This is a genomic window from Rhodococcus sp. 05-2255-3B1, assembly GCF_002258545.1.
In the GTDB taxonomy this organism is placed as follows: Bacteria; Actinomycetota; Actinomycetes; order Mycobacteriales; family Mycobacteriaceae; genus Rhodococcoides.
In genome coordinates this window covers 166,025-191,690 of the sequence record NZ_NOZC01000035.1, presented here as the reverse complement: position 1 = coordinate 191,690, position 25,666 = coordinate 166,025, and the positions used below count along the sequence as shown (strand labels likewise).

The window sequence follows — 25,666 nt, the reverse complement described above, 5'->3', positions numbered from 1 at the left end:
GACTTCTTTCGTGAAGACATGACTGGGCGCGCGGATGTGCGCGAGATGGCATCGCACGACGGATCGAGCCGTGCGCGGACGGCGCGAATCGACGACAGTGCGAAGTACAGGATCGAATGCGGCAACAACGCACTACCCGACGCCTGACGAGCAGGGAGGGTGTGACGGTGGGTTGTGCTCAGGCAGTTCGAGCCGGTGGCCCGCGGTTTCCGCAGCCAGAAAGGTCGAGAAGTCGCGGTGATCCCGGAATCCGGTACACCGGCAGTGGCGGGGCGATGCGCTTGTCGTCGACGACGAGGGCGGCCAGTAGTGGGAGAGCCCTGCCCAGCGAGGTCACCGCGCGTCGGATGCCGAGTTCTGCACCCCTGATGGCCAGGGCACCGACCAGGATGGCGACCACGTGGGCCGCGAACATCTGCTCGGTGATCATGGGACCGTGATGGTGACTGTCGACGACGGTGAGCAGTAGATGGCCGATCGACTGGGCCGCAGCGAGAACGACCAGCAGTCGAGTGCGCGGTGCAGCCCCCGTCGGTGCCACCGCGGTTGCGTATCCGACGGCCGAGCACACCAGCGCCAGCAGCACGATCGCCGCATCGGACGGGGCCATCCCGCCGCCGACGGTGTGCGCCCAGGCGGTGACCAGCGCCGAGAGTCCGCCCACGGAGGCACCGCGCAGAGGCGCGAATCCTTCCGTCGGCTCGGACATGGACGGGAGCTTACTACCGACTACACCGAGTAGTAGTTCGGGCACGGCAGCGACGCTCCCGTTACACCAAAGCCGGTCCAGCGGTCTTTTTACAGTTGGTTATCCTGATCATCGGTACTCGAACGATCAACGGTCGAGCCGCGAGATCGAGAGTGGTCGCACATGGCAGAGAATTCGGACGCGGCTCAGGCGAGGGTGTTCGCCGACATGCTGACCGCCGAGATCGCGGCCGCGTCGAGTCGCGTCGAGGACTCCGAGCAACTCGCCCGCAAAGCCCTGCGCGTCGGCGATTCCCGCAGCCACGTGTGGCACAGCGACGAGGCGCAGACTCAGAAGCAGTCGCTCTACGAGCTGCACCGCCAGCTCGATGCGTTGCGCAACCGATTCCCCGCCGTGTAGCGGCCCTCCGCTCGGGTCGGGGTCAGTCCTTGCCGACCGCAGCGACGATCAGTCGAGCAAGTTCCCCCGTCGCGTCCTCCGGTGCGAGAGTGCCGGATACCGCCGCCTGAGAGAGAGCCTCCGCTGCACCGAAGATCGCAGTGAACGACGGTGCCGAGATACCCCCTGATCCGCTGTACGGCTCGAGAATCGACCGGCATCGTTCGGAGTACGCCCGTTCGGCCGTTCTCTTGACCTGTTCGAGTTCGGGCGAGCCCTCCAGTGCCGCCAGCACACCCGTCAGCTCACGACCCTGCGCCAACGCGCAGCCGACGTACGAGTCGGCGATGGCCTGCGCGGATCCGTTCAACGAGTCGGGCGCGGAGCGCAGAGATTCCTCGAGCATGACCGTTTGCCGGTCGTCGAATTCTGTGAACAGTGCGGCCAACAGTTCTGCACGCGAGGCGAAGTGGCTGTACACCACGGGTTTTGCGACGCCGGCATGTTCGGCGAGTCGGCCCAGCGTCAGAGCGTCGGCCCCCTCCGCTCGCACGAGCGCCCACGAGACCTCGACCAACTGGTCGTATCGGTCGGATCGAGACAATCGCGTCCGCGCCATCGGAGACCCCCTTGCGCTATGTACTAATAGTAACCTACTGTTGGTACATAGCCGTTTCGCCTCGCAGAAGGAATCAGCCATGCCCGCACTCGTCGTAGTCTCCCATCCCGACCCCGACTCACTGACCCACCACGTCGCCCGATCCGTGACCGACGCAATCCGCACTGCAGGTGACACCGTCGAGACGGCCGATCTCGCCGCGGAGAACTTCGACCCACGTTTCGCCGGTGAGGACCTGAATCTGTTTCGGGGCAACGGCATCGCGCCTGCGGACGTGATTGCCGAACAGGAACGGATAGACCGCGCCGATCACCTGGTTCTGGTCTTCCCGATGTACTGGTGGTCCATGCCTGCACTGCTGAAAGGGTGGATCGATCGCGTCTTCGTCAGCGAGTGGGCCTACGATCTCACTGCCGACTACGGCATCGTCAAGAAGCTGGATCGACTCACCGTCCACCTGGTCTCCCTTGCCGGCGACGACGCCGACAGCTTCGAGCGCCACGGCGTGTACGACGCATTCCGCACGCAGATCGAACGCGGTATCGTCGAATACTGCGGTGCCACAGTGGGGTCGACGACTTTCCTGCACGAAACCGATACCAAGACCCCCGACGCTCTCTCTGCGGAGGTCGCCGATCTCGCTTCTGCCATTGCCGCCCGAGTGGCCGGCCGACAGCAGGCCCTCGTGCACTGAAAGACCCATCACGTCAGGCGGCGCAAGTCATTCTCCGATCTTGTCGACCAACCACTCCACCGTCGACTTACGAACTGCGTCAGCGTGATCGGTGAACAGCTCGAAGTGCGATTCGGGGTAGGACACGTACTCGACCGTGTCGACGTCAGCGAACGCTGTGCGCACTCGCGAGGGCGGAGTGATGGTGTCGGATTCGGCGAGTATCGCGAGAACCGGAACGGTGAGTCGGGCTGCCGCCTTGCGCGTCGACCACCGCAACATGGCCGGTAGCGAAGCGACGGTCACCTCGTTGCGGTAGTTCTCCGCTCCGCGCGCCATCTCCTGTGACCATTCGTAGGCTCCGTCCGAGTTCATCGTCGCCACCTCACCCGGCCGTCCCGCCGCCGGAATGGTCAATCCCGGCCTACGGAACAGACGTCGTAGCGCATCCCGAACGATGACCGGTGCGAGCTCGAGATTGCCGGTGGGAGTGAGGCGGATGAACGGGATGATCGCGGCAACCGCCTTCACTCGCGGATCGTCCGCGGCCACAGCAATGGCATGCCCTCCCGACATGCTGGTACCCCACACGGCAATTCGGTCGGAATCGATCCGTGGGTCGCGCGCCAGTACGTCGAGCGCGGCATGGAAGGACCGCAACTGCTGAGGTAGGTCGATGTGCTGGCGTACGTCGCCTCCGCTTGCGCCGAACCCCGGGTAGTCGAATGCGAGCGATGCCACCCCACCTGCGGCCAGGTCTGCGCTGTAGTTCGGTATCAGCATTTCCTTCACTCCGGCGAACCCAGGAGCCGTGAACACCGCCGGGCACCGCATGGCGTTCTCTCCTTCGGGCAAAGTCAACACTGCGGCTACTTCGATACCGTCCACCGTGAAAGTCGTCTGTTCCTCGATCATCGTCCACCCCTCGGCCGTTCGCCCCCGTCCGAATCGACGGAAAACTACGATCGTAGTTTCTGCATACCGTACGGGAACGACATCCAACGCGGTTCGAAATCCGAGCGCGACGTTGTCGTCAGAGACCGAGCAACCTGCGAACTCCCTGCGCGACATCAGCACGCGTCGGTGCCCGGACCCCAGCGGTGACGTGTGCTAACAGCACACCATCCGCCCAGGCCACAAGCTGAATCGCCGGATCGATGGAGGCCTCCTCGGAACCGACACCGGCTGCGGCACAGAGCAATTCCGCCAATGCGGTGAAGCGACTGCGCGCGGCGGTCAACAACGGTGCCAATTCGTCGGATCGTGAGGACTCGAGAATCAGCGTGTAGCGCGCGACGAGCAGAGTGCGATTGGCCGGCAGCAGCCACGCGTCGACCACATCCGCGAATACTTCGGCAGCGGTGTCCACACTCCACGGCCCTGGCTCACGATCGCCCAGAGCGTCGTACACGACCACCATTTCCTGCTCGACGAGCGCATCGAGAGCGGCCCGCAGCAGATCGATGCGACGACGAAAGACATTCGAGGTGGAGCCGGGAGGGATACCGAGCGCCTTGTCGAGACGACGGTGAGTCAGTCCGTGCACACCGTCGGTAGCCAGCAGCTCGATCGCCCCACCGGCCAGAAGCCGAGCACGATCGGAGCCGTGGAAACCGCTCACCCGAGTCACGGGCTTCAGTGTATGGAGAACTGCCTCGAAATCGGGCACCGCCACCGTCACGAGGGACACCCTCAGCTCTGGCCGCTTCGCTTCCTTCGAGTGACTCGAGGTCGTTCGGCGGGATCGATGCGCCCGATGCCGTGCCAGTCCCAATAGATTCGATGTCTCGAGATGAGGGGTCCGTCGAGCTCCACGATCTCGACGAGATCGAGTTTGTCGCCGTTCGCCGTCTGGCGCGGGTGTTCCCAGACCAGACGGTGCCCGTCGAACGTGTAGATGCCCACGCGGTCCGGCGACGGCGATTCGTTCTCGTCGGATCGCCGGCGCGTGGTCTCCTGCAGAAAGCTGTCGAGTGCGATTCGTCCTTCGACTATTCCGGATCGCAGATCGAACAGCACCGGAACCAAGGGGCTTTCGAGAACCGCACCTGCGGCGTACAACTCGGACAGAGCGGGCGCGTCTCGATCCCCGATGCGCTTGTGCCACTCACGAAAGACATAGGAGGCTTGCTCCACGGTTGCGGCCACGTCGAATCCTTCTGTGTTGCAGTATTGTCCGCGACGATTGTTCGCGGGTCGACCGAGGGGAAGCACGCTGTCTGGTGCCGGTGCCGGTCACGTTCGGCAGATGATCATGTTTCGCGAGCTGTCGACGAACGGCGCAGACGCCTGCGACACGAACCGACGAAGAGCCGCCGCTGTGGCGACACACGTGGTTCCCACGACAATGTGCATATCTCGTCCCCGTCGTCGAGCAGTGCAGTTCGACAAGCATTGTGCACCAACAGAAGCCATTCGGCACCTTCCGGTCCGATGGTCCCGAACCGATATCCGAAACCCGCGAAACCACGGTTATCGCGACAATTCCGGTGCCCCCGGGCATGTGCGGCAGCAGATCTGCTGCGCGGCGGCACAGCGTCCACCGAGACCGGCACCCCGAAATCGAGCGCAACCACACCGACTGTTCACCTGTAGGTCGACAAAGATTCCGCAGCCGTGACCCTGTGCCGCGAGCGAAGTGGGTTTAACCGAGCACTTCGCGAGCGCGGCGATCGACATCAGCACCGCGCCCGCACCGGCGCGATCGAGTCAGGCCGGCGTCAACCGAAAGATCGGGAACCGACGACCCTCCGCCGTCTCGACGTATTTCGCGAAGCCCTCGGACGCGTCCAAGAACTTCTGCCAGTTCGCGTCCCACTCGTCGTCGGGGAGTTCCGACACGGTCACCGCGATGGTTCGGACGGCACCGTCGCCGGGAACCTCGACGTCGATGGCGGGGTGTGCACGCAGGTTGTGCACCCACGCAGGATGTTTCGGTGAGCCGGCTGCCGAGCCCACGATCAGCCAGCTGTCGTCCTCCGGAACTGCCATGAGTGGGTTCAACCGGATCTCACCGCTCTTGGCTCCGATGGAGTGCAGCACGACGAGCGCATCACCGAACCCTGCCGTCGACACGTGTCCGCCGTTGCTCCGGAACTCGTCGATGATCATCTGGTTGAAGTCGGCCATAGGACGAGCATGCCGCCCACCACGTCGTTTCGGACCCGATCGAATGCCACGATTTCCATCGGCGCAAGACAAAGGTTAGCCTGTGCTCATACGCACATCGGTGTGTGCCGCCGTCGGGCAATCCCCGGCGGCTCGTTGCTGTCTGAACCCGAAGGACATTCCACGTGCTCAACGTTCCTCGCCGCGCAGGCACCCTCGCTGCCGCCGCCGCCCTGATCGGATCGCTCGTCGCCTGCGGAGCATCCGAGGAGGTCTCCGACGCCACCGCGGAGACCACCGACGGAGGGACGTCGTATCCGCTGACGATCGAGAACTGCGGCGAGTCGGTCACCTTCGACTCCGCCCCGCAGCGAGTGGTGTCACTCGACCAGAACTCCACCGAAATCCTTCTCTCGCTCGGTGTGCAGGATCGGATGGTGGGCACCGCATCCTGGACCGATCCGGTCCGCGACAACCTCGCAGACGCCAACGCCGCGGTTCCTCGACTGGCCGACAATGCCCCCACCTACGAGGTCGTCGTCGATACCGAACCCGACCTCGTCACCGCATCGTTCGGACGCCACTTCGAGCAGGGCGGCGTCGCGCAGCGTTCGCGCTTCACCGAAACCGGTGCCGCCACGTATCTTTCCCCCACCGACTGCGACGCCGGTCGTAGCGTCAACGGGGGCAACACCCGGACGACGCCGCTCACCATGGAGTCGCTGTACCAGGAGATCACCGAACTCGCGGCGATTTTCGACGTCAACGAGCGCGGTGCCGAATTCGTCGAAGAACTGAAGACCCGCATGGCCGACGCCACCGCGCGAACCGCAAATGCCGATGTGTCCGTGGCCTTCTGGTTCGCGGACACCAAGAGCCCGTACATCGCAGGCGGACGCGGCTCGGCCGATCTGCTCGCCAGAACGGTCGGAATGACGAACGTCTTCGCCGATACCGACGACGACTGGCCCGCCGTCGGCTGGGAGACCATGGTGGATCGGGATCCGACCGTCCTCGTACTGGGTGACCTGGCCCGCAATCGCTTCCCCGGTGACCTGCTCGCCGACAAGATCGCATTCCTCGAGTCCGACCCCGTCACCAGCACGATGGCCGCCGTCCGCGACAAGCGCTACATCTCGCTGCACGGCGCGGAGATGAACCCGTCGATCCGGGCCGTCGACGGCGTCGAGAAGGTGTCGGCCGGACTGCGCGACCTGGGACTGTCGTCCTGACCGCGACCATCACCCCGCGGCGGACCGCCCAGCGATCGCAGACCGACCTGTGGCGTTGGGGGTTGGCTCTGCTGGGCGGTGTCGTGCTGTGTGTGGTGTCGGTTCTCGTCGCCATCACGCTCGGGCCCGCGAACATCTCGCTGGTCAACGTTCGCGATGTGGTGCTCAACCATCTCGGCGTCACCGATGTGCCGGTGAAAGTGTCGAAGAACGCGATCGTCTGGGAGGAGCGGCTCCCCCGAGCACTCGTCGCTGCGGCCAGTGGCGTCGGGCTCGGGATCTGCGGCGTCATCATGCAGTCGCTTCTGCGCAATCCGTTGGCGGATCCGTTCGTGCTCGGGGTGTCCTCGGGTGCGTCGACGGGAGCCGTGGTGGTCGGCGTTCTCGGTGTCGGCGGTGCCGCACTCGGTCTGTCGGGCGGCGCGTTCATCGGTGCGCTCGTTGCGTTCGGGTTGGTGCTCTTCCTTGCCCGCATGTCCGGTAGCGGAAACGACCGCGTCATCCTCGCCGGTGTCGCGACCACTCAATTGTTCTCGGCGCTCACATCTTTCGTGATCTTCGCGTTCGCGGACTCCGACGAGACCCGCGGCGTGATGTTCTGGCTCCTCGGATCGTTCGAGGGAGTGCGATGGAACGACGTCGTGCTCTGTGTGACCGTTGCCGGTATCGGCGCAGTGGTCTGTTGCTACTACGCGTACGTGCTCGACGCATTCGCGTTCGGAAACTCGGTGGCGTCCTCGCTCGGCTTCGACGTCAAGAAGGTGCGCCTGGCACTGCTCGTGGGAACCGCCCTGATCACTGCGACACTCGTCAGCGTGGCCGGTGCCATCGGTTTCGTCGGCCTCATTCTTCCGCACGCGGCGCGACTGTTGGTGGGGCCCAACCACAGCCGCCTCGTGCCCACCACTGCCGTCATCGGCGCGATCTTCATGGTGTGGGTCGACGCCGTCTCCCGAGTCGCCTTCGCCCCGACCCCACTGCCGGTCGGCGTCGGAACAGCACTGGTCGGCGTCCCTGCCTTCATCGCAATCATGGCTCGCAAGAGAGGAATTCGATGACACTGCACGCGTCGAACGTCTCCTGGAAGCGCGGCGGCGCACTCGTGGTCGACGGAGTGACGCTGCACCCGGCACCCGGCCGAACGGTTGGCCTGTTGGGGCCCAACGGTTCCGGTAAGTCCTCGCTGCTCCACCTGCTGGCCGGGGCCGCGTCGCCCACCTCAGGCGTCGTCGAGTTGGACGGTGCCGAGCTCGGTTCGCTCAAACGCAAGCACATCGCTCGCGCCGTCGCGGTCGTCGGACAGCACGCGCACACGGACGTCGACGTGACGGTCGGCGATGTCGTGCGTCTGGGACGGATCCCCCATCGCGGGGCGTTCGGCGGTAGCGACCTCGACGACGACGCAGTGGACGACGCGCTCGCGCAGACCGGACTCACCGACAAAGCGGATCGGTTGTGGCGCACGCTCTCCGGTGGTGAGCAGCAGCGGGCGCACATTGCACGCGCACTCGCCCAGCAGCCTCGCGAGATGTTGCTGGACGAGCCGACCAACCACCTCGACATCCATCACCAGCTCGAATTGCTGGCCCTCGTCGCCCGTCTGCCGATCACCAGCATCGTCGCGCTGCACGACCTGAATCTGGCCGCGATGTTCTGCGACGAGGTGCTCGTGCTCCAGGACGGCAAGGTCGTCGCAGGTGGCGCACCTGCGGACGTGCTGACCGAAGAACTCATCGCCGAGGTGTATCGAGTGCGGGCGCGGGTGTCGGTGGACGACGAGAACGGACGGGTGCACATCCGTTTCGATGCGGCGGCCGGGTACGAGACCGTCGAGGGTGAGCAGAACACCCGCGTGACGGCAGGCTCTCGCGGCTGATCGGAGTCGGACTGCAGTCCCGGGAGGTTGGGTGCCACGATTCGTGGTACCCCTGAACCATGAGCGAATCTTTCGGACCGGGCGTTTCGACCACGAGCCTGCCCCCATTCGGGTTCGAGTCGACCTTGGCCGACCAGGTCCCCGGCGTCACGTTGCCGTGGCAGGGCACCCACGCACCGGATCCTCGCGTTCTGATCCTCAACGACGGCCTGGCCCGGTCACTCGCGCTCGACCCTGCGTCGCTGCGCACTCCGGACGGGGCCGGCGTGCTGTCCGGATCCGTTTCTCCGACCGAGACCGCCACCGTGGCGATGGCGTACGCGGGTCATCAGTTCGGCAACTACCAGCCCTTGCTGGGGGACGGCCGAGCGCTGCTGCTCGGTGAGCTTCGCGACGATCAGGGCCGTCGGGTCGATCTGCATCTCAAGGGTTCCGGTGCCACGCCGTTCTCGCGCGGTGGTGACGGGCGTGCGGTGGTGGCAGCCATGCTGCGCGAGTACCTGATCAGCGAGGCGATGCATGCGCTGCACATCCCCACCACCCGCTCACTCGCCGTCGTCACGACCGGAGAACAGGTGGTGCGAGAGGGAGGTCCGCAGCCCGGCGCGGTACTGGCCAGGGTCGCGTCGAGCCATCTGCGGGTGGGCACCTTCGAGTTCGCTGCCCGAAGAGAGGGACTCGCGCAGACCCTCGCGGACTACGCGATCGCCCGCCACTACCCCGAATTCGTCGAGCGAGCACCCGAGGATCGGTACCTCGCATTCTTCGAGGCCGTCGTCGATGCTCAGGCGTCCCTTGTCGCACAATGGATGTCGGTCGGATTCGTGCACGGCGTCATGAACACCGACAACACGACGATTTCCGGCGAGACCATCGACTACGGGCCGTGTGCCTTTCTGGACGCCTACGATCCCGCCACGGTGTTCAGCTCCATCGACCACGGTGGCCGCTACGCCTACGGCAACCAACCCGCCGTTCTCGGGTGGAATCTGGCGAGATTCGGCGAAACACTACTGCCACTGGTGAATTCGACTCCCGATCTCGCGATCACCGCCCTGACCGCGGTCCTGGACACCTACGGGGATCGCTACCGACAGCACTACGGCGCCGCGATGGCCGCCAAACTCGGCCTGGACGAGGGTGCAGTCGATGGCGCTCTCGTCGACGATCTGCATCGGTTGCTCACGGATCACCGCGCCGACTGGACCCTGACTTTCCGCGCCCTCGCCGAGAACCTACGCGGAAACTCGGCGCCGTTCGACTCCCTCGTCCCACCCGACGCCTCCAGGAGTTGGCTCGAAAGTTGGAGGACTGCGGTTTCGGCTCGGGGACAGGACTTTTCATCCGTCGCCGACGGTATGGACCGCGTCAACCCAGCATACATTCCCCGGAACCACCTGGTCGACGCTGCGCTCCAGGCTGCGACTACCGGCGATCTCGGGCCCTTCGAGCGTCTTCTCGAGGTCGTCACATCGCCATTCGACCGACACGATGACCGATCGGATTACTCCCTGCCTGCGCCCGAGAACTTCAGTGCTGGTTTTCGGACCTTCTGCGGAACCTGACTTCCTGCGCGCACCTGCCTGATCGTCACCGCGGCGGCTCCATGAATTCGATGGTCTCTCCATTCGGGCCCACTGCGTACATGACTCGGGTGCCCACCTTGGTGCCGCCGGCAATCGGTTGTGGAGTTCCCTGCGCCGTCCACCCGAACTCCGCTATGCGCGTCAGGGCCGCATCGATGTCGTCGACCTCGAAAGCAAGGTGGGCGAAACCCGGATCGTAGGGTCGAGACGACCCAGACTCTCCGCGAATATCGCGGTACTCCAGCAGCTCGATCGTCTGACCCGCAACGGTGACCACCGCCATCCGAACTGCCGCTCCGTGTGCTCCGGTGACCTCTCCCAGAAATTCCCCGCCCATCTCCCCCGTCCGTTCGAGGGTTGCTCCGAGACCGTCGATCCAGAATCGAAGGGCGTCATCGAGCGACCCGACAGAGAATCCGACATGGTCGGAGCGTAGAATTCTGAAGGACGTGGCGTCAGTCATGGAAACCAGTATCCCTCCGAGCATTTCCATCGAGCCGAACCGCGCTTACGAGTTACGCTTCTGTTCGGCCCGGATCAGGCCGCCACCGACGATCAGTCGCTGAATTTCGCTCGTGCCCTCGTACAGGCGCAGCAGTCGCACATCCCGATAGATGCGCTCGACCGGAACCTCACGCATGTACCCCGCACCACCGTGGATCTGGACGGCGAGATCGGCCACCTTGCCCACCATCTCGGTGCAGAAGAGTTTCACCGCGGACGGCGCGATACGCCGATCGGTCTCCTGCACCCACGCCCGCGCAGCCTCACGGACCATGGCCCGGCCCGCCATCACACCGACCTGCTGATCGGCGATCATGGCCTGCACCAGTTGGAAGTTCCCGATCGGCTCACCGCCCTGCGTGGACGCCGCGGCATACGAGACCGATTCGTCCAGCGCACGCTGCGCCTGACCGACGGCCAGCGCCGCAATATGTACACGCCCCCGCGCCAACGACGTCATCGCCGCCTTGTAGCCGATATCGATCATGGGTCGTTCCGCAGGCTCCACTCCTGCATCGCTGTTGCCGCCAACCAAGGCGTCGGCCTCGACGCGTACGTCGGTGAAGTTCACGTCGGCCGTGCCGGATCCCTGCTGCCCCATCTTCGCGTCCTTGACACCGACCTCGATTCCCGCAGCGTCGGCGGGAACCAGGAATACCGCAATACCGTTGCCGCTCAGCGGTTTCGGATCCAGTTTCGCGAAGACGACGAACATGTTCGCGATCGGCGCATTGGTGATGTACCGCTTGCTGCCGTTGATGACCCACCCGGAGCCGTCGACCGTCGCAGTGGTCTTCAGGCCCGCCGGATTGGATCCGGCCCCGTCCTCGGTCAGCGCGAAGGACGCAACGACGTCACCGGACGCCATGCCCGGCAACCATGTCGCCTTCTGTTCCTCGGTGCCGAACCCCACCAGCACCTGCCCGGCAATTCCGTTGTTGGTGCCGAACATCGATCGCAACGCCAACGAGGTGTACCCGAGCTCCATGGCGAACTCGACATCCTGAATCAGATTCAGGCCCAGCCCACCCCACTCCTGCGGAAGCGCATAGCCGAACAATCCCATCTCGGCAGCCTGCGTGCGCAGATCCTCCGGGATGGCATCGGTGTTCATGATCTCGAGTTCGCGCGGGACGACACGCGACCGCACGAACTGCGAGACCTGCTTCAACACGTCGGCGAAGACGTCGTCGGGTACATCGGGATTCAGCGTGTCCATCGGACCACTATCTGTCAGAGCAACGTGATTCGTCCACTGCCGTGCGAGGGCTCGAACGACTGGAAGACCCGACGGTCGGGACCAATCCGGCCTCGTCGCGTGCGTACATCGGAGTCCTCGTGACTCTGTTGTCCATCAACGGCTTCCCAGTGCCGGGCCATCGGTGCGTCCGACGGCCTTGCGGTGGCCGAGTGTGGGAATGTCCAGCGGCTTGGGATGCCGCGTTCCGAAGTGGTCGGACCAGGATCGGTGGGGCCGATGCGGGCGAACGCCCTGAAATGCCAGGTACGCACCGATCGCCGGCGGCACGACATGCCGATGGCCTCGGGACGGCTCGGGCAATCGATGTATCGCACGCAGGTCTTCGGTGAACACCGACAGCAGAATGCCGTCGGCGAAGCGCTTCGTCCGACCGGGGAACCATCGCTCCTGCCAATCGAGAAACAATTGATCGACGATCTTGCGGGCACCGTCGGTGTGCTCGTACCGAGACTCGTAGTCGAACGTCCAGCGCAAGAAACGCTCTCGCGTCTGCGGAACATCGAGGCCCATGTACTCCCCGACCTGACGCCAGAAGTGAAAACGCGCTTCACGCTCGTTGTCGGTGAAGACGCTCAACCCGAGATGTTCGACGATGCGGTCCGGCTCGAAGGCCAGCGAACCCAATGTGTACAGCTTGTCGTCGTCGGTGATACCGAACCGCGAGTGAATCTGTTCCATGCGGTCGATGATCGATCGGCCGTATTCGCTGGAATGCCCGTGATGGAGCATCTCGCCGAAGAAGAGCAGCGTGTCGTCGTTGCGTCTGCGCACGTCGTGCATCATGTCGCCGGTACCGGTCCGGTACAGAATTCGCGCGATCGACGGAACCGCCACCTGTCGAGCGAATGCCACGGTGTACGCGGCATGGGCGAAAATGGCGTCGCCATAACGGACTTCGAGGCTCAGATGCGTGGCTTCCTCGTTGCCCACAACCGGGTCGAGTTCCTCGATCCGGCGACCGACCGCCCGCCCCGTCACCCACTTCCGAGACATCAGTGCCGCGTTCGTTGCCATGACTTACCTCCACGTTCCGTCATCGGCACCAAACAGGAACGGCACCGTTCTCAGTTCACCATGCAACTAGGAACGTCTTCGTGTCAATATGTCACCGGAGATTTGCGCCTCCGGTGGCAATTCCCCCCGTTCGCGCGCTGTGGGTCAAGACGAGGGGCGACTTTCCTGGCCCGCGGAGCTCATTCGCGGCGAAGGGCCGCACATTGTCGGCGCAGATCCTGCGTGACCGGTCGACGACGGGTTGCGGCGAACACGTCGACCGGGTGCGGCACCCGACGTCTGCCGTCGGTGCCCGGCACCGAGACCGCGTCGAGATAGGCCCGCACGGTGCCGTACAACTCGGGAGTCAGCCGGGCCTGCACTGCGAAGTCGAGTACCTCGTCGCCGGCAGAGGCGAGGTCTACCAACGCGTCCAGAGTGGCCACGTCATCCACTGCGATCCCGCCGTCGACGAAGGCTTTCTCGACGTCTGCACTGAACCACTGCCGGTGGCCCTCCAGCGGCGGGGCGAGAACGCCCACCAGAGCGTTGAGCGCAGCCGACGGTGCAACGGCCACCCACAGCTCACCGCCGGGCCGCAGCAGGTCGAGAGCGCTTCGCAGCGTCGCCCCCACGTCGGCGACGTAGTACATCGAGTGCACGAACAACACGACGTCGAAAGTCTCGTCGACCGGGGCGTCACTGAAGGACGCGACGTGCGCATCGACGCTGAGCTCGGCGGTCGTCAGCGCGGCCATCCTGGCGGTGAACAGCTCCACACTCCCGGGCCAGGGGTCGATGCCCACGTACCGCACTGGTTGCCCGGACAGCCGCTGCACCAGACCGGCGGCGAGCCGGACGTCGAGCGACCCGTCACCGCAGCCCACCGACAGCACCGAGATCGGTCCATCCCCCATCGCTGCCAGCCGGGCGGCGAGGTGCTCGGCGATCAGACCGCGCTGGTCGGACAGTCGCTCGAAAGCGGCGTGGTCTCGGGCGTAGGAGTCGGCCGCGAGACCGGGCAGAGGCCCGGAGTCACGCCGCAGGGCGCGTAACGCGTCGAGGAACCCGGCTGCAGCGTCGCTCGACGGATACGGAGCTATGTTGGACACCACATCGAGTGAACCACGACGCAACCGGGAATGCGTTGCGGTTGGCTTCCCGAGAGGAGTGCCATGAGCAACGGAGACACGGCCGAGCGCAGTCTGGAGCACTGGAGCGAGGCCGGCCGCACGGGCATGGAGGCCTTCTACGCCCTGGCCACGGAGGACTACCACCAACTGGCACTGGCCGCCGACTGGCCCGCCCTGCTCGCCGAGCACAGCCGCGACGGCTGGTCGCTGCTCGACGTGGCCTGCGGCAGCGGCAAGTTCCCCACCGCTCTACGCCGCTACACCGATCTGTCGACGGTGCCCGAGCTGGCCTACGACCTGCTCGACCCGTCTGCCTTCTCGGTGGCCGAGGCTCGCGGAGCCCTCGGCACACCGTTCGTGCCTCGAGACGACCTGGTGATGACCCTGCAGGACCTGCCGGCGGATCGGACCGGGTACGACATCGTGTGGGCCACCCACGCGCTGTACGCCCTTCCGCCCACAGAATTGGATGCCGCAGCCGAACGATTCGTGGCTGCGCTGGCCCCCGGCGGCCTCGGTTTGGTCGCGCAGGCCACGGCGAGCTCCCACTACCTGGCGTTCTACGACGCCTTCCGGGCAGGCGTGCGTGACGCGACCCCGTACACGACGGCCGAGCAGGTGCGCGACGCGCTGATCCGAGCCGGCGCGGATGTGCGCGACCAGCGCGTCACGTACACCACCGGGACATCCGATCGTGTTGTCGCCGAGGGCTTTCTGCAGCGCTGCGCCTTCGACGACTCCGTGTCGCTGGAGGAGATGGAGGCTGCACCGGTGCTGGGAGACTACCTCGCCTCCTGTCGAGACGAGTCGGGTTCCTACACCTTCTCGCACGAGGCGGCCCTGCTGTGGCTCTGAACGAACCTGCGGCTCCGACGAACGAACGGCTCCCCCAGCAGAATCGCGATGGCGGTATCGACCAGGACTGGGCAGGCGACGATCAGGACTGGTGGGATTGGTACGTCACTCTGGCTGCCAACGACCAGGTGCCCGCCGAGTTGGTCGACGGGCCGGGCCTGCCGGACGTCGACGCAGCGTCCGACGAGCAGGTCGAGCGTGAGCTTGCCGAGCCGTACGACCTCGACCCGGCCGCGGTCGGGTCCTTCGCCCGGGAGGCCTTCGTTCGGCTGCCCGCCGTGTTCTCCCCTGCCGTGGTACGACGCCTCGCCGAGCGCCTCGAGGAGCTACTGCGCGCCGAGCACGGCGAGAACGTCGCCGGTCGGTTCACCGCACTGGAGCAGATGTGGCTCCACGACGACCTGATGCGTGCCGTGGCACTCTCGCCCCGGATCGGCGGCCTGGCCGCGGCCTTGCTGGACGAACCGGCCGTGCGGCTCTACCACGACAACGCGCTGTCCAAGGAGCCCGGCTGTGGACGCACGCCCTGGCATCACGACGCGGAGCATTTCCCACTGCAGACCGTCCAGGCGGTCACTGCGTGGATGCCGATGTCGGCCATCCCCGGCCGAATGGGTCCGCTGTCGTTCGCGCGCGGAGCAGACGTGCTCGACGAGGTCGAAGACCTGGAGTTCGACAAGGTCGGCACGTCGTACGACGAGGCCGTCGCCCAGCGCTTCGTCGAGCGCAGCGTCGCGGTGGCATCGGAGCCATTCGAAGTGGGCGACGTGTCGTTCCACTCCGCGCTGTGCTTCCACACCGCCGGGCCGAATCGGACGACACAGCCGCGCCGAGCACTGGCCACCACCTATTTCGCCGACGGGGCTCGGGTCGTGGAATCGCCGACACTGATCAGTGGCACGTGGCGCGAGTTCCTCCCCGGTGTCGAGCCCGGCGGCCTCGCGGCCTCCGAACTGAACCCGGTGGTCGGCCGCCGAGACTGAACCGGACTGCTCGCCCGAGACCACATGCGATGGGATCGGTCGACGCTGCCGTAGTGGCGCAACAGACCCTGGCACTACCGGCACCGATGCGACCGCTCCCTTCCGAATGAGGTGGGCTGCATCGCAGACGGAGGAACCGTCAAAGTTTCTCGGCGAGTACATCGAGGTAGCTTATTTCGGGCGGCGAGGCGAAGAGTTCGTCCGCCCGTTCGCCGAGAGCCTGGCCGACCGGTCCGTTGAGATGCGTTTCACGGGCGGCGTCGTCCGGGAAAGCATCGACGATGCCGAACGTCGATGGGCCGAACCGTACCGCCAACCAGGGTCGGGTGCCGGGCTCCTGTTCGACGAGCGGTTGGGCCGACCGGAGAAACTCCTCGACTGCATCTTCCTTGCCGGGCTTGGCTTCGAGTCGGACCAGCAGTGCCTTGGTGACCATGACGATTCTCCTGTTCGAAGTGGTGGACACGGCCAAGCATCACACCTCGGACCGGCAAAGGGAAGGGTCTGCAGTCCGCGCGCGATCGAATTTGGTTTTACCCCTGGTAATCTCGCAGCCGAGAGAGGAGACTCGACCGGTAGAGGGAATAAGCACGCCAGGTGCAGCGCCGGCCGAATTTCGGTCACGTCGCGAAACATGTTGATGTGCCAACGTTTTGGGTTACCGGTCAGTTCAGTGTGCTGCTTCGAACTGCCCACACCGCGTATCGGCTCGAACATCACGATCTGTTGCACGGATACAGAAATATCGAACGACCGACACTGGCCGACGTCGACAGTCGCGACCAGGGATTCAGGCGGTCGACCTCCGTTGTACGGTGAATAATGCTGTCTACCAGCCGCATTCGTTCTCATCCCATCATTTTTCACTGCGGGTGCGTCGGCCACCTTCTCGACCTGCATTTCCCAACAGGCGTGCCGATCTCGACTCGTACCAACCAGTACAACCACCTCACTACGAAGTCTTCGCCGATGTCGGGGTAACGGACGCCGCTGTCCACATGCTCACCGGCCGGACCGATCGAAAGGAACGAGTCATGGCGACTGCTGTGGGTATAGACCTGGGCACCACCAACTCCGTCATCGCCAGCTGGCAAGGCGGCGAGCCGGTGGTGATCTCCAATATCGAGGGAGCGCGGACGACGCCGTCGGTGGTGGCCTTCACCGAGAGCGGAGAACGGCTGGTGGGTCAGCTTGCCCGACGGCAGGCGATCTTGAATCCGAAGGGCACGATCTACTCGGCGAAACGCTTCATCGGACGCCACTACGACGAGATCTCCGATGAGGCAAGAGCGGTCAGCTTCGACATCGTGGCCGGTGACAACGGCGAGGCCCGAATCGATGTGCGGGGCAAGAAGTATGCGCCGGAGGAGATCAGTGCCCTCGTACTGCGCAAGCTCGTCGACGACGCGAGCAAGTTTCTCGGCGAGAAGGTCAAGGAAGCGGTCATCACAGTTCCTGCGTACTTCAACGACGCGCAGCGCAACGCCACCAAGGACGCCGGCCGTATCGCGGGCCTCGAAGTCCTGCGGATCATCAACGAGCCGACCGCTGCGGCGCTGGCGTACGGCATGGACAAGCAGGTCCACGAAACCGTACTGGTCTTCGACCTCGGCGGCGGCACCTTCGATGTGAGCTTGCTCGACGTCGGCGAGGGCGTCGTCGAGGTTCGGTCGACGGCCGGCGACTCTCACCTGGGCGGGGACGACTTCGATCGACGCCTGGTGGACTACCTCGCCGACGACTTCCAGCAGGTGGAGAACATCGATCTGCGCAAGGACGCACAGGCGTTGCAGCGCCTTTTCGAGGCCGCAGAGAAGGCCAAGGTCGAGTTGTCCTCGGTGACCCAGGCCCAGGTCAACCTGCCGTTCGTCACCGCCGATTCGGACGGTCCCAAGCACCTCACGACCACCGTCATGCGATCGAAGTTCGAGGATCTGACGGCGGATCTCGTGGAGCGCTGCCTCGACCCGGTGAAACAGGCAATGAGTGATGCCAAGGTCACCGCCAACGACATAGACGAAGTGATTCTGGTCGGTGGTTCGACGCGCATCCCGGCGGTGCAAGCCCTGGTTCGCCGGCTCACCGGCGGCAAGGACCCCCACATGGGCGTCAATCCGGACGAAGTCGTGGCTCTCGGCGCGGCGGTTCAAGCCGGCGTGCTCAAGGGCGAGGTCTCCGACGTGCTGCTGCTCGACGTCACCCCGCTGTCTCTCGGCGTCGAGACACAGGGCGGGGTGATGACCAAGATCATCGAGCGCAACACGACCATCCCGGCCCGCCGCAGCGAAGTGTTCTCCACCGCGGAGGACGAGCAGTCCGCCGTGGATGTCGTTGTGCTGCAGGGCGAACGCGAGCGGGCCGCCGACAACCGTTCGCTCGGACGTTTCCGTCTGGAAGACATCCGGCCCGCACCGCGCGGCGACGCCCAGGTCGAGGTCACGTTCGATATCGACGCCAACGGCATCCTCAATGTCACGGCCAGGGACAAGGACACCGGCAAGGAACAGAGCATCACGATCAGTGAGCAGAGCAATCTGGACCCGAGCGAGGTCGAACGCATGCTGGCCGAGGCCGAACGGAATCGGGGCGATGACGAGGCGCTGCGCAAAGCTGTCGACGCGCGCAACGAACTCGATTCCGTTGCGTATCAGGTGGAACGGCGACTCGCCGAACTCGGTGACAGCGCGCCACCGCACGACAGGGCACGGGCCGAGATGCTGATCGCCGATGCCAGAAAGGCAGTGAAGGACGGCGCTTCGCCTGCAGATGTACAACCACTCGCCTCCGAGCTCCAACAGCTCCTCTACGGGCTCGTGCCGGTACAGGACGGCGGTGACGGACGTCAGGTCGGTGGCGCGGACGCGGCCTCGACCGATGACGACGACGTGATCGACGCCGAATTCGATCGAAGCTGAGGCACGAGATGGAAAGGGCTGCAGATCATTCGACACCCGAACCAGCGGCCGACGTCACGGAAGGCGATCGAACCGAGACGGTACCGGATCACGCCGCCACGAGTGCCGAGGAGGCTCGACTCGACGACCGCTGGCGCAGAGCCCTTGCCGATCTGGACAACCTGCGCAAGCGGTATGCCAAGGACCTGGAGCGAGAACGGGCCGCGGAGGTGACGAAGGTGTCCGCGGCGTGGCTGCCGGTACTGGACAATCTGGAACTTGCGTTGGCACATGCGGACAGCGATTCGCAGACCGTTGTCGACGGCGTCAAGGCGATCCGCGATCAGGCGGTGCAGGTGCTGTCACGGTTCGGTTTCGAGCGTCACGACGAGGTCGGAGTTCCGTTCTCCCCGCAATTGCACGAAGTGGTCAGCGTGGTGGTCCGGCCCGACCTTCCGTCCGGGACCGTGATCGACGTCGTCCGTCCGGGTTACGGAGAGGACGGACGGCAACTGCGGCCGGCGTCGGTGGTCGTCAGCCGCCCCGAGGGGTGAGCACCGATGGCGCGTGACCACTACGAATCGCTCGGAGTCCCGCGGGGTGCGAGCACCGACGAGATCCAGCAGGCCTACCGCAAGCTGGCTCGCAAGTATCACCCCGACGTGAACAAGGACCCCGCAGCGGAAGACACGTTCAAGGAGATGAACGAGGCCTACCAGGTGTTGTCCGACCCGGACACTCGGAAACGCTACGACCGGTTCGGTGCCGACTTTCGGCGTGTCCCCGAGGATTACGACGAACGGACCCGCACCCACTCGGGTGGATACCGCGGTGGCGGGAACAGTGGCGGAGGATACGACCGCGGGAGCAGACGCGTGCACTTCGGTCCCGGTGGCGACGGTGGTGTCGATCTCGACGACCTCTTCGGGCAGATGTTCGGCGGCGGTGGCGGGTACGGGCCGATTCCCGGTGCCGATCAGGAAGCGGAACTGGCCTTGACGGTCGAGGAGGCGTACCGGGGCGGCACACGCACGCTCGGACTGGACGGACGGCAGTACGACGTCGACATTCCGGCCGGGGTCGTGGACGGCCAGCGAATTCGGTTGGCCGGACAAGGCGGACGGAGCAACGGCGGCGCGCCGCCGGGGGATCTGTACCTCGTGGTGCGGATCGAGCCACATTCCCGGTTCCGAGTACAGGGCCGAGACATTCACGTCGACCTCCCGGTATCGCCATGGGAGGCGGTCCTCGGGGCGACCGTCGCCGTTCCCACCCCGGGTGGCGAGGCGAAAGTGAAAGTGGCTCCGGGCTCGTCGACTGGAAGGAAGCTGCGACTGCGCGGCGAAGGAATGCCGAATCCACGTGGTACCAACGGCAACCTGTACGCCGAGATCAAGGTGATGGTGCCGTCGAAACCGACAGCACGCGAACGCGCACTGTTCGAGCAGTTGGCCGCAGAATCGAACTTCGATCCGAGGACAAAGACATGAGCGACCCGAACCCGGTGGTCCGGTACGTACTGGTTCGACGCACCGAATTGTCGACCGACGCCTTCGCCGAACGTACGGGGCTGCATCCGGAACTTGCACGGAAGCTCGTGGTCCTCGGTCTGCTCGACGCAGATCGCGTCGTAGGTGGCGAAATGTTCTTCGCACCAACCGAAGTGGCCCATGCAGCCCGCATTCGACGACTGCGGACCGGTCTCGGCCTGAACTACTCGGCAATCGGGCTCGTGCTCGACCTGCTGGAACGAATCGAGACACTCGAAGCATCTTCCCGCAGAAGGAGGACAACCACATGGACATCAGCAACCTGACCGAGAAGTCGCGCGAAGCACTGCAGGAGGCCCAGAGCCTTGCGACCAGAATGGGTCACACCGAGGTCGACGGAGAGCACCTACTGCTCGCCTTGGTCGGTCAGCAGGATGGCTTGGTGCCCCGATTGCTCGAGCAGGCCGGTGCCGAGGTCGATGCCCTGCAATCCGATCTGGAACGTGAACTCTCGCGAAGGCCCAAGGTCAGCGGCCCCGGTGCCGGGACCGGTCAGGTGACGATCACCCGACGCTTGTCCGTGCTCCTCGACGCCGCCGATCGAGAGGCGAAGCGGCTCAAGGATTCCTACGTGTCGGTGGAGCATCTCCTGATGGGCCTCGCCGAAGAGGGTTCGGCCACTGCGGCAGGGCGAGTACTCGCCCGTCACGGAATCACCAGGGACTCCTTCCTCACAGCGCTGACGAAGGTGCGCGGCAATCAACGCGTCACCTCGGCCAGCCCGGAAGGTGCGTACGACGCGCTGGAGAAGTACGGACGCGATCTGGTCGCCGAGGGGCGGGCGGGCAAACTCGATCCGGTGATCGGACGAGACGCCGAAATCCGCAGGGTCACGCAGATCCTGAGCCGCAAGACCAAGAACAATCCGGTTCTGATCGGCGACCCCGGCGTCGGGAAGACCGCGATCGTCGAGGGCCTTGCCCAGCGGATCGTCCGCGGCGACGTTCCGGAAGGCCTGCGCGACAGAACGATCTTCTCACTCGACATGGGTTCCCTGGTGGCCGGCGCGAAGTACCGCGGGGAATTCGAGGAGCGTCTGCAGGCGGTGCTGGCCGAGGTGAAGGCAGCCGACGGGCGGATTCTGTTGTTCGTCGACGAGTTGCATACCGTGGTCGGTGCGGGATCAGTGGGCGGTGAGGGGTCTCTCGACGCCGGCAACATGCTCAAGCCGATGCTCGCCCGAGGCGAGCTGCACATGATCGGTGCCACCACGCTCGACGAGTATCGCAAGCACATCGAATCCGATGCGGCACTGGAGCGACGGTTCCAGACCGTCCTCGTCGACGAGCCGAGCGCCGAGGATGCCATCTCGATCCTGCGCGGACTCCGCGAACGCCTCGAGGTGTTTCACGGCGTGAAGATTCAGGACGGCGCTCTCGTCGCTGCCGTCACCCTCTCGCACCGCTACATCACCGACCGCTTTCTCCCGGACAAGGCCATCGATCTGGTCGACGAGGCGTGCGCTCGGTTGCGCACCGAAATCGATTCGATGCCGGCCGAACTCGACGAACTCACCCGGAAGGTGACCCGGCTCGAGATCGAAGATGCCGCGCTGTCCAAGGAGACCGACGGAGCGAGCAAGGCACGTCTCGACGAGCTGCGCAAGGAGCTGGCCGATCTGCGGGCCGAGGCCGATGCCCGGCACGCTCAGTGGGAGGCGGAGCGACAGGCGATCCGCCGGGTGCAAGAGCTACGGAGTGAGCTCGAGCGCTTGCGCCACGAGGCCGAGGAGGCGGAGCGCGCCTACGACCTCAATCGGGCCGCCGAGTTGCGCTACGGCGAGATCGTCGAGCTCGAACGCAGGCTCGAGTCGGCAGAGGAGCAGCTGGTCACCAGACAAGGCCGGAGCCCGTTGTTGCGCGAAGTGGTCACCGAGGACGAGATCGCCGAAATCGTGGCTGCGTGGACTTCGATCCCGGTCGCTCGGCTGCAGGAAGGCGAGCGACAGAAGTTGTTGCAGCTCGACGAGATTCTGCACGAGAGGGTCGTGGGTCAGGACGAGGCGGTGCAGCTGGTCGCGGACGCGGTGATCCGGGCGAGGTCCGGCATCCGTGATCCACGCCGGCCGATCGGGTCGTTCATCTTTCTGGGCCCGACGGGCGTGGGAAAGACCGAGCTCGCAAAAACATTGGCCGGCGCTCTCTTCGACAGCGAAGACAACATGGTGCGCCTGGACATGAGCGAGTACCAGGAGCGGCACACGGTGAGCCGGCTCATCGGGGCACCTCCCGGATACGTGGGGTACGACGAGGGCGGACAGCTCACCGAGGCGGTGCGCCGAAAGCCGTACTCGGTTGTGCTTTTCGACGAGATCGAGAAGGCGCACGCAGATGTGTTCAATACCCTGCTACAGGTGCTCGACGACGGCCGGATCACCGATTCACAAGGCAGGCAGGTCGATTTCAGGAACACGGTGATCATCATGACCTCCAACATCGGTTCCCAGCATCTCCTCGAAGGAGTCACACCCGACGGCGAGATCGAGCCGAACGCCCGCGAGCGGGTTCTCGCGGAACTGCGTGGGCATTTCCGTCCCGAGTTCCTCAACCGGGTCGACGACATCGTGCTGTTCACCCCACTCACCCTGCCCCAGATCGAGCACATCGTCGGGTTGCAGCTCACCGATCTTCGAAACCGGTTGTCGGAGCGCAGGATCGATCTGGACATCACCCCGGACGCGCGCAGGCTCGTCGCCGAACGCGGATTCGACCCGGTCTACGGTGCACGGCCATTGCGTCGGTACATCGCCCACGAGGTCGAGACCAAGATCGGTCGCGCGCTACTGCGAGGGGACATCGAACCAGGCGGCACCATCACCGTCACGGTGGTCGACGGAGAACTCGTCGTCGCGTATGCGGAACCCGCCGTCGCGGCGGCCTGAGAGGAGATGTCGCCATGGAATCGGACAAGGTGAAGTGCGCGCACTGCGGCAAGGTCAACAGGGTGCCTGCCGCAGCGGACGGGACACCCCGGTGCGGGAACTGCCACGAGCCGCTGCCGTGGATCGCCGCAGCACGGGACGAGGACTTCGCGGAGATCGCCGAACACCCCTCGGTGCCCGTACTCGTCGATCTCTGGGCGACCTGGTGCGGACCGTGCCGCATGGTCAGCCCGGCGCTCGAACAGCTCGCCGGAGAACGCGCGGGCCGGATCAAGCTGGTCAAGGTCGACGTGGATGCCGCACCCCTGACGTCCGAACGATTCACCGTCAGGGCCGTGCCGACCCTGCTGGTGATGGATCGAGGTGAGGTCCTCGCTCGGCAGGCCGGTGCAGCCCCGGTACCCCAGCTACGCGCATGGCTCGATCGAGCGCTTTCGGAGAATGCAGGCAAGGAGGCGACATCATGACGTTCGTGCCAGTGGACCCGCACGTCGATGCAATCCGGTCCGTGGTGCCCAGAACTCCGCAGGGCTGCGAAGAATGCCTCCGTCTCGGCACCCCGTGGGTGCACCTGAGGCTGTGCCTGACATGCGGGCACGTCGGGTGTTGCGACTCCTCGCCGGGCAGACACGCGAGCGCGCACGCACATGTCGTCGGTCATCCGATCGTTCGGTCGATGGAACCCGGAGAAGATTGGAGGTGGTGTTATGTCGACCGAAATTTCGTCTGAGGACGCCGGACCAGCGGTCGTCGACGAGACCACGGACGAGCACGGCGCGTTCCCGCGGCTGACGGACGATCAGGTCGCAGTGCTCGAGGTCGGTGGCACACGTCGATCGGTTCGTACCGGAGAAGTGCTGATACGCGAGGGTGCGCCCAGCAATGACTTCTTCGTCGTTCTGTCCGGCAAGGTCGCCGTTCTCGACGAGGGTGACCGGGACGGTGAACGTCGAATACTTCGCGTGCACGGACCCGGCCGCTTCTTGGGTGAGCTCGGACTGCTCGAAGGTCAGGTGGCGTTCTACACCGCCGAAGCGATCGAAGACGGCGAGCTGCTCGTCACTCCCGCCGAACGGGTGCGCGAACTGGTTGCCCACGATCCAGTGCTGAGCGATCTGATCCTGCGGGCTTACCTGCTGCGTCGACACCTGCTGATCGGGCTCGGCTCGGGGTTCCGGATCATCGGGTCCTGCTATTCACCGGACACGTTGCGGCTTCGAGAATTCGCAATGCGAAATCGATTGCCTCACAAATGGATCGATCTGGAGCGGGACGAGCGGGCGGAGCAGCTGTTGCGCAGCCTGGACATCGCCCCCGAGGACGTTCCCGTCGTCATCTGGCACGGCGAGAAGGTACTGCGCAATCCGACGAACACAGAGCTCGCCCGCATCGTCGGACTTTCCGTGCCGAACGCTGCCCAGGACGTGTTCGATCTCGTCGTCGTGGGTGCAGGACCGGCCGGACTGGCCGCATCCGTATACGGAGCGTCGGACGGGTTGAACACGGTGACACTGGAGACGATCGCCGCAGGGGGACAGGCCAGCACCTCCTCCCGAATCGAGAACTATCTGGGATTCCCGGCCGGAATCTCCGGATCCGAATTGGCCGAGCGGGCTGTGATCCAGGCCGACAAGTTCGGTGCCCGCATCCTGGTCTCGGCAGAGGTGACCGGATTGACGTCCGAAGCCGGGTACCACGTGCTCCGGCTCTCTGACGGCGGCACGGTTCGCGGCCGGTCCATCGTGCTCGCCACCGGTGCGCGCTACCGCAAGTTGACCGTTCCCGGTATCGCGGAACTGGAAGGCACGAGTGTGTACTACGCCGCCACTCATCAGGAAGCCCGCATGTGCGGGACCGACCCGGTGGCCATCGTCGGCGGCGGTAACTCCGCAGGCCAGGCGACAGTGTTTCTCGCCGAACATGTTTCGGACGTCCACTTGCTCATCCGCAATGACGATCTCGGAAAGAGCATGTCCCGTTACCTGGTCGACCAGATCGAGCACCACCCGCACGTGACCGTGCACCGCCACACCGAGGTTCGCGAGGTCCGCGGCAAGAAGTACCTCGACGAAGTCGTGGTCGAGAACAACCGCACGGGCGAACAGGCCACGATCAGAGCGCACGCCCTGTTCGTGTTCATCGGAGCGACGCCTTACACGGGGTGGCTTGCCGACGCCATCGCACTCGACGAACACGGGTTCGTCGTCACCGGTACGGACGCAGCTCTCGCTCGTGGAGACGGCGCCCTACAGATCGGAGCAGCGCTGTGCGGGACGCTCGAAACGAGCCGACCCGGCCTGTTCGCCGCGGGCGACGTCCGCAGCGGATCGGTGAAGCGAGTCGCATCCGCAGTCGGTGAAGGAGCGATGTCGGTACGCCAGGTCCACGAGTATTTCGAGCGACGGTGACGTGGGACAACCGCAACCATCGC

Annotated in this window: 28 protein-coding genes; 17 read left to right on the top strand and 11 right to left on the bottom strand. The window is 65.1% G+C overall.

The window, feature by feature from the left end; translation table 11 throughout:
- Window positions 1–18 precede the first annotated feature (18 nt).
- A complete protein-coding gene (locus CH249_RS28550) occupies window positions 19–147 on the top strand; it encodes a hypothetical protein (protein ID WP_256988390.1) in 129 nt (42 codons plus the stop codon).
- Window positions 148–178: 31 nt separating this feature from the next.
- On the opposite strand, the gene CH249_RS20280 is transcribed toward CH249_RS28550, so the two are convergent.
- Complete coding sequence (locus CH249_RS20280; RefSeq protein WP_094648471.1) at window positions 179–709, bottom strand: hypothetical protein; 531 nt, start codon at window positions 707–709, stop codon at window positions 179–181.
- A 162-nt stretch (window positions 710–871) separates the two neighbouring features.
- Here CH249_RS20280 and CH249_RS20275 point away from each other — a divergent pair, with 162 nt between their 5' ends.
- Window positions 872–1,108 (top strand): hypothetical protein, encoded by a 237-nt coding sequence (locus CH249_RS20275; RefSeq protein WP_094683610.1) that lies wholly within the window; start codon window positions 872–874, stop codon window positions 1,106–1,108.
- 22 nt (window positions 1,109–1,130) lie between these two features.
- On the opposite strand, the gene CH249_RS20270 is transcribed toward CH249_RS20275, so the two are convergent.
- The gene (locus tag CH249_RS20270) at window positions 1,131–1,706 is read right to left on the bottom strand and encodes a TetR/AcrR family transcriptional regulator (RefSeq protein ID WP_094683609.1); all 576 of its coding nucleotides are present in this window, start codon (window positions 1,704–1,706) and stop codon (window positions 1,131–1,133) included.
- A 79-nt stretch (window positions 1,707–1,785) separates the two neighbouring features.
- Here CH249_RS20270 and CH249_RS20265 point away from each other — a divergent pair, with 79 nt between their 5' ends.
- Complete coding sequence (locus tag CH249_RS20265; protein ID WP_094683608.1) at window positions 1,786–2,400, top strand: NAD(P)H-dependent oxidoreductase; 615 nt, start codon at window positions 1,786–1,788, stop codon at window positions 2,398–2,400.
- A gap of 27 nt (window positions 2,401–2,427) precedes the next feature.
- On the opposite strand, the gene CH249_RS20260 is transcribed toward CH249_RS20265, so the two are convergent.
- The 4 genes from CH249_RS20260 to CH249_RS20245 all read right to left on the bottom strand — a co-directional run bounded on the left by CH249_RS20260 (window position 2,428) and on the right by CH249_RS20245 (window position 5,508).
- Window positions 2,428–3,294, bottom strand: a complete 867-nt coding sequence (locus CH249_RS20260) for an alpha/beta hydrolase (RefSeq protein WP_176459123.1) — start codon at window positions 3,292–3,294, stop codon at window positions 2,428–2,430.
- 118 nt (window positions 3,295–3,412) lie between these two features.
- The gene (locus CH249_RS20255) at window positions 3,413–4,009 is read right to left on the bottom strand and encodes a TetR/AcrR family transcriptional regulator (RefSeq protein WP_141214671.1); all 597 of its coding nucleotides are present in this window, start codon (window positions 4,007–4,009) and stop codon (window positions 3,413–3,415) included.
- 62 nt (window positions 4,010–4,071) lie between these two features.
- On the bottom strand, window positions 4,072–4,527 hold the full coding sequence (locus CH249_RS20250) for a nuclear transport factor 2 family protein (RefSeq protein WP_141214670.1): 456 nt from the start codon (window positions 4,525–4,527) through the stop codon (window positions 4,072–4,074).
- Window positions 4,528–5,088: 561 nt separating this feature from the next.
- On the bottom strand, window positions 5,089–5,508 hold the full coding sequence (locus CH249_RS20245) for a nitroreductase/quinone reductase family protein (RefSeq protein ID WP_094630362.1): 420 nt from the start codon (window positions 5,506–5,508) through the stop codon (window positions 5,089–5,091).
- A 164-nt stretch (window positions 5,509–5,672) separates the two neighbouring features.
- Between CH249_RS20245 and CH249_RS20240 the strand changes: the two genes are divergently transcribed.
- The 4 genes from CH249_RS20240 (at window position 5,673) to CH249_RS20225 (ending at window position 10,160) form a co-directional block, all read left to right on the top strand.
- Window positions 5,673–6,719: an ABC transporter substrate-binding protein gene (locus tag CH249_RS20240; protein WP_094683607.1), complete on the top strand. Its 1,047-nt coding sequence runs from the start codon at window positions 5,673–5,675 to the stop codon at window positions 6,717–6,719.
- Between the two features lie 92 nt (window positions 6,720–6,811).
- A complete protein-coding gene (locus tag CH249_RS20235; RefSeq protein ID WP_032396341.1) occupies window positions 6,812–7,777 on the top strand; it encodes an iron ABC transporter permease in 966 nt (321 codons plus the stop codon).
- A complete protein-coding gene (locus CH249_RS20230; protein WP_094630360.1) occupies window positions 7,774–8,595 on the top strand; it encodes an ABC transporter ATP-binding protein in 822 nt (273 codons plus the stop codon). The genes CH249_RS20235 and CH249_RS20230 overlap by 4 nt, the downstream gene beginning before the upstream one ends.
- A gap of 59 nt (window positions 8,596–8,654) precedes the next feature.
- Window positions 8,655–10,160, top strand: a complete 1,506-nt coding sequence (locus CH249_RS20225) for a YdiU family protein (protein ID WP_094683606.1) — start codon at window positions 8,655–8,657, stop codon at window positions 10,158–10,160.
- A 25-nt stretch (window positions 10,161–10,185) separates the two neighbouring features.
- Here the strand turns inward: CH249_RS20225 and CH249_RS20220 are convergent, their stop codons facing one another.
- The 4 genes from CH249_RS20220 to CH249_RS20205 all read right to left on the bottom strand — a co-directional run bounded on the left by CH249_RS20220 (window position 10,186) and on the right by CH249_RS20205 (window position 14,051).
- Window positions 10,186–10,644 carry a VOC family protein gene (locus CH249_RS20220; protein WP_094683628.1) on the bottom strand — a complete coding sequence of 153 codons (459 nt, stop codon included), beginning with the start codon at window positions 10,642–10,644 and terminating at the stop codon, window positions 10,186–10,188.
- 45 nt (window positions 10,645–10,689) lie between these two features.
- Window positions 10,690–11,904 carry an acyl-CoA dehydrogenase family protein gene (locus tag CH249_RS20215; RefSeq protein ID WP_094683605.1) on the bottom strand — a complete coding sequence of 405 codons (1,215 nt, stop codon included), beginning with the start codon at window positions 11,902–11,904 and terminating at the stop codon, window positions 10,690–10,692.
- Between the two features lie 135 nt (window positions 11,905–12,039).
- Window positions 12,040–12,960: an oxygenase MpaB family protein gene (locus CH249_RS20210; protein ID WP_094683604.1), complete on the bottom strand. Its 921-nt coding sequence runs from the start codon at window positions 12,958–12,960 to the stop codon at window positions 12,040–12,042.
- A 179-nt stretch (window positions 12,961–13,139) separates the two neighbouring features.
- Entirely contained in the window at window positions 13,140–14,051 is a 912-nt protein-coding gene (locus CH249_RS20205; protein ID WP_143544565.1) for a bifunctional 2-polyprenyl-6-hydroxyphenol methylase/3-demethylubiquinol 3-O-methyltransferase UbiG, read from the bottom strand.
- 63 nt (window positions 14,052–14,114) lie between these two features.
- Between CH249_RS20205 and CH249_RS20200 the strand changes: the two genes are divergently transcribed.
- Together CH249_RS20200 and CH249_RS20195 are read left to right on the top strand one after the other, a co-directional pair.
- Window positions 14,115–14,927, top strand: coding sequence for a bifunctional 2-polyprenyl-6-hydroxyphenol methylase/3-demethylubiquinol 3-O-methyltransferase UbiG (locus CH249_RS20200; RefSeq protein ID WP_179272988.1), 813 nt, complete (start codon window positions 14,115–14,117; stop codon window positions 14,925–14,927).
- Window positions 14,918–15,910, top strand: a complete 993-nt coding sequence (locus CH249_RS20195) for a phytanoyl-CoA dioxygenase family protein (protein ID WP_094648488.1) — start codon at window positions 14,918–14,920, stop codon at window positions 15,908–15,910. The genes CH249_RS20200 and CH249_RS20195 overlap by 10 nt, the downstream gene beginning before the upstream one ends.
- Before the next feature lie 139 nt (window positions 15,911–16,049).
- On the opposite strand, the gene CH249_RS20190 is transcribed toward CH249_RS20195, so the two are convergent.
- Window positions 16,050–16,346 (bottom strand): putative quinol monooxygenase, encoded by a 297-nt coding sequence (locus CH249_RS20190; RefSeq protein ID WP_032376247.1) that lies wholly within the window; start codon window positions 16,344–16,346, stop codon window positions 16,050–16,052.
- Window positions 16,347–16,944: 598 nt separating this feature from the next.
- Between CH249_RS20190 and dnaK the strand changes: the two genes are divergently transcribed.
- From dnaK to CH249_RS20150, 8 genes are read left to right on the top strand one after another with little or no spacing between them, the layout of a single operon-like run.
- Window positions 16,945–18,825 (top strand): molecular chaperone DnaK, encoded by a 1,881-nt coding sequence (dnaK, locus tag CH249_RS20185; protein WP_032396347.1) that lies wholly within the window; start codon window positions 16,945–16,947, stop codon window positions 18,823–18,825.
- Between the two features lie 8 nt (window positions 18,826–18,833).
- Window positions 18,834–19,358 carry a nucleotide exchange factor GrpE gene (locus CH249_RS20180; RefSeq protein WP_032396037.1) on the top strand — a complete coding sequence of 175 codons (525 nt, stop codon included), beginning with the start codon at window positions 18,834–18,836 and terminating at the stop codon, window positions 19,356–19,358.
- Window positions 19,359–19,364: 6 nt separating this feature from the next.
- A complete protein-coding gene (locus tag CH249_RS20175; protein WP_068055997.1) occupies window positions 19,365–20,294 on the top strand; it encodes a DnaJ C-terminal domain-containing protein in 930 nt (309 codons plus the stop codon).
- Complete coding sequence (locus CH249_RS20170; protein ID WP_032376243.1) at window positions 20,291–20,620, top strand: chaperone modulator CbpM; 330 nt, start codon at window positions 20,291–20,293, stop codon at window positions 20,618–20,620. Before CH249_RS20175 ends, CH249_RS20170 begins: the two co-directional genes overlap by 4 nt.
- Entirely contained in the window at window positions 20,602–23,235 is a 2,634-nt protein-coding gene (gene clpB / locus CH249_RS20165) for an ATP-dependent chaperone ClpB (RefSeq protein ID WP_094648490.1), read from the top strand. Before CH249_RS20170 ends, clpB begins: the two co-directional genes overlap by 19 nt.
- A 14-nt stretch (window positions 23,236–23,249) precedes the next feature.
- Window positions 23,250–23,702: a thioredoxin gene (trxA, locus tag CH249_RS20160; RefSeq protein ID WP_045196849.1), complete on the top strand. Its 453-nt coding sequence runs from the start codon at window positions 23,250–23,252 to the stop codon at window positions 23,700–23,702.
- Window positions 23,699–23,965 carry a ubiquitin carboxyl-terminal hydrolase 14 gene (locus tag CH249_RS20155; RefSeq protein WP_082898839.1) on the top strand — a complete coding sequence of 89 codons (267 nt, stop codon included), beginning with the start codon at window positions 23,699–23,701 and terminating at the stop codon, window positions 23,963–23,965. Before trxA ends, CH249_RS20155 begins: the two co-directional genes overlap by 4 nt.
- Entirely contained in the window at window positions 23,943–25,643 is a 1,701-nt protein-coding gene (locus CH249_RS20150) for an FAD-dependent oxidoreductase (RefSeq protein ID WP_032396041.1), read from the top strand. Before CH249_RS20155 ends, CH249_RS20150 begins: the two co-directional genes overlap by 23 nt.
- The last annotated feature ends 23 nt before the right edge of the window (window positions 25,644–25,666 follow it).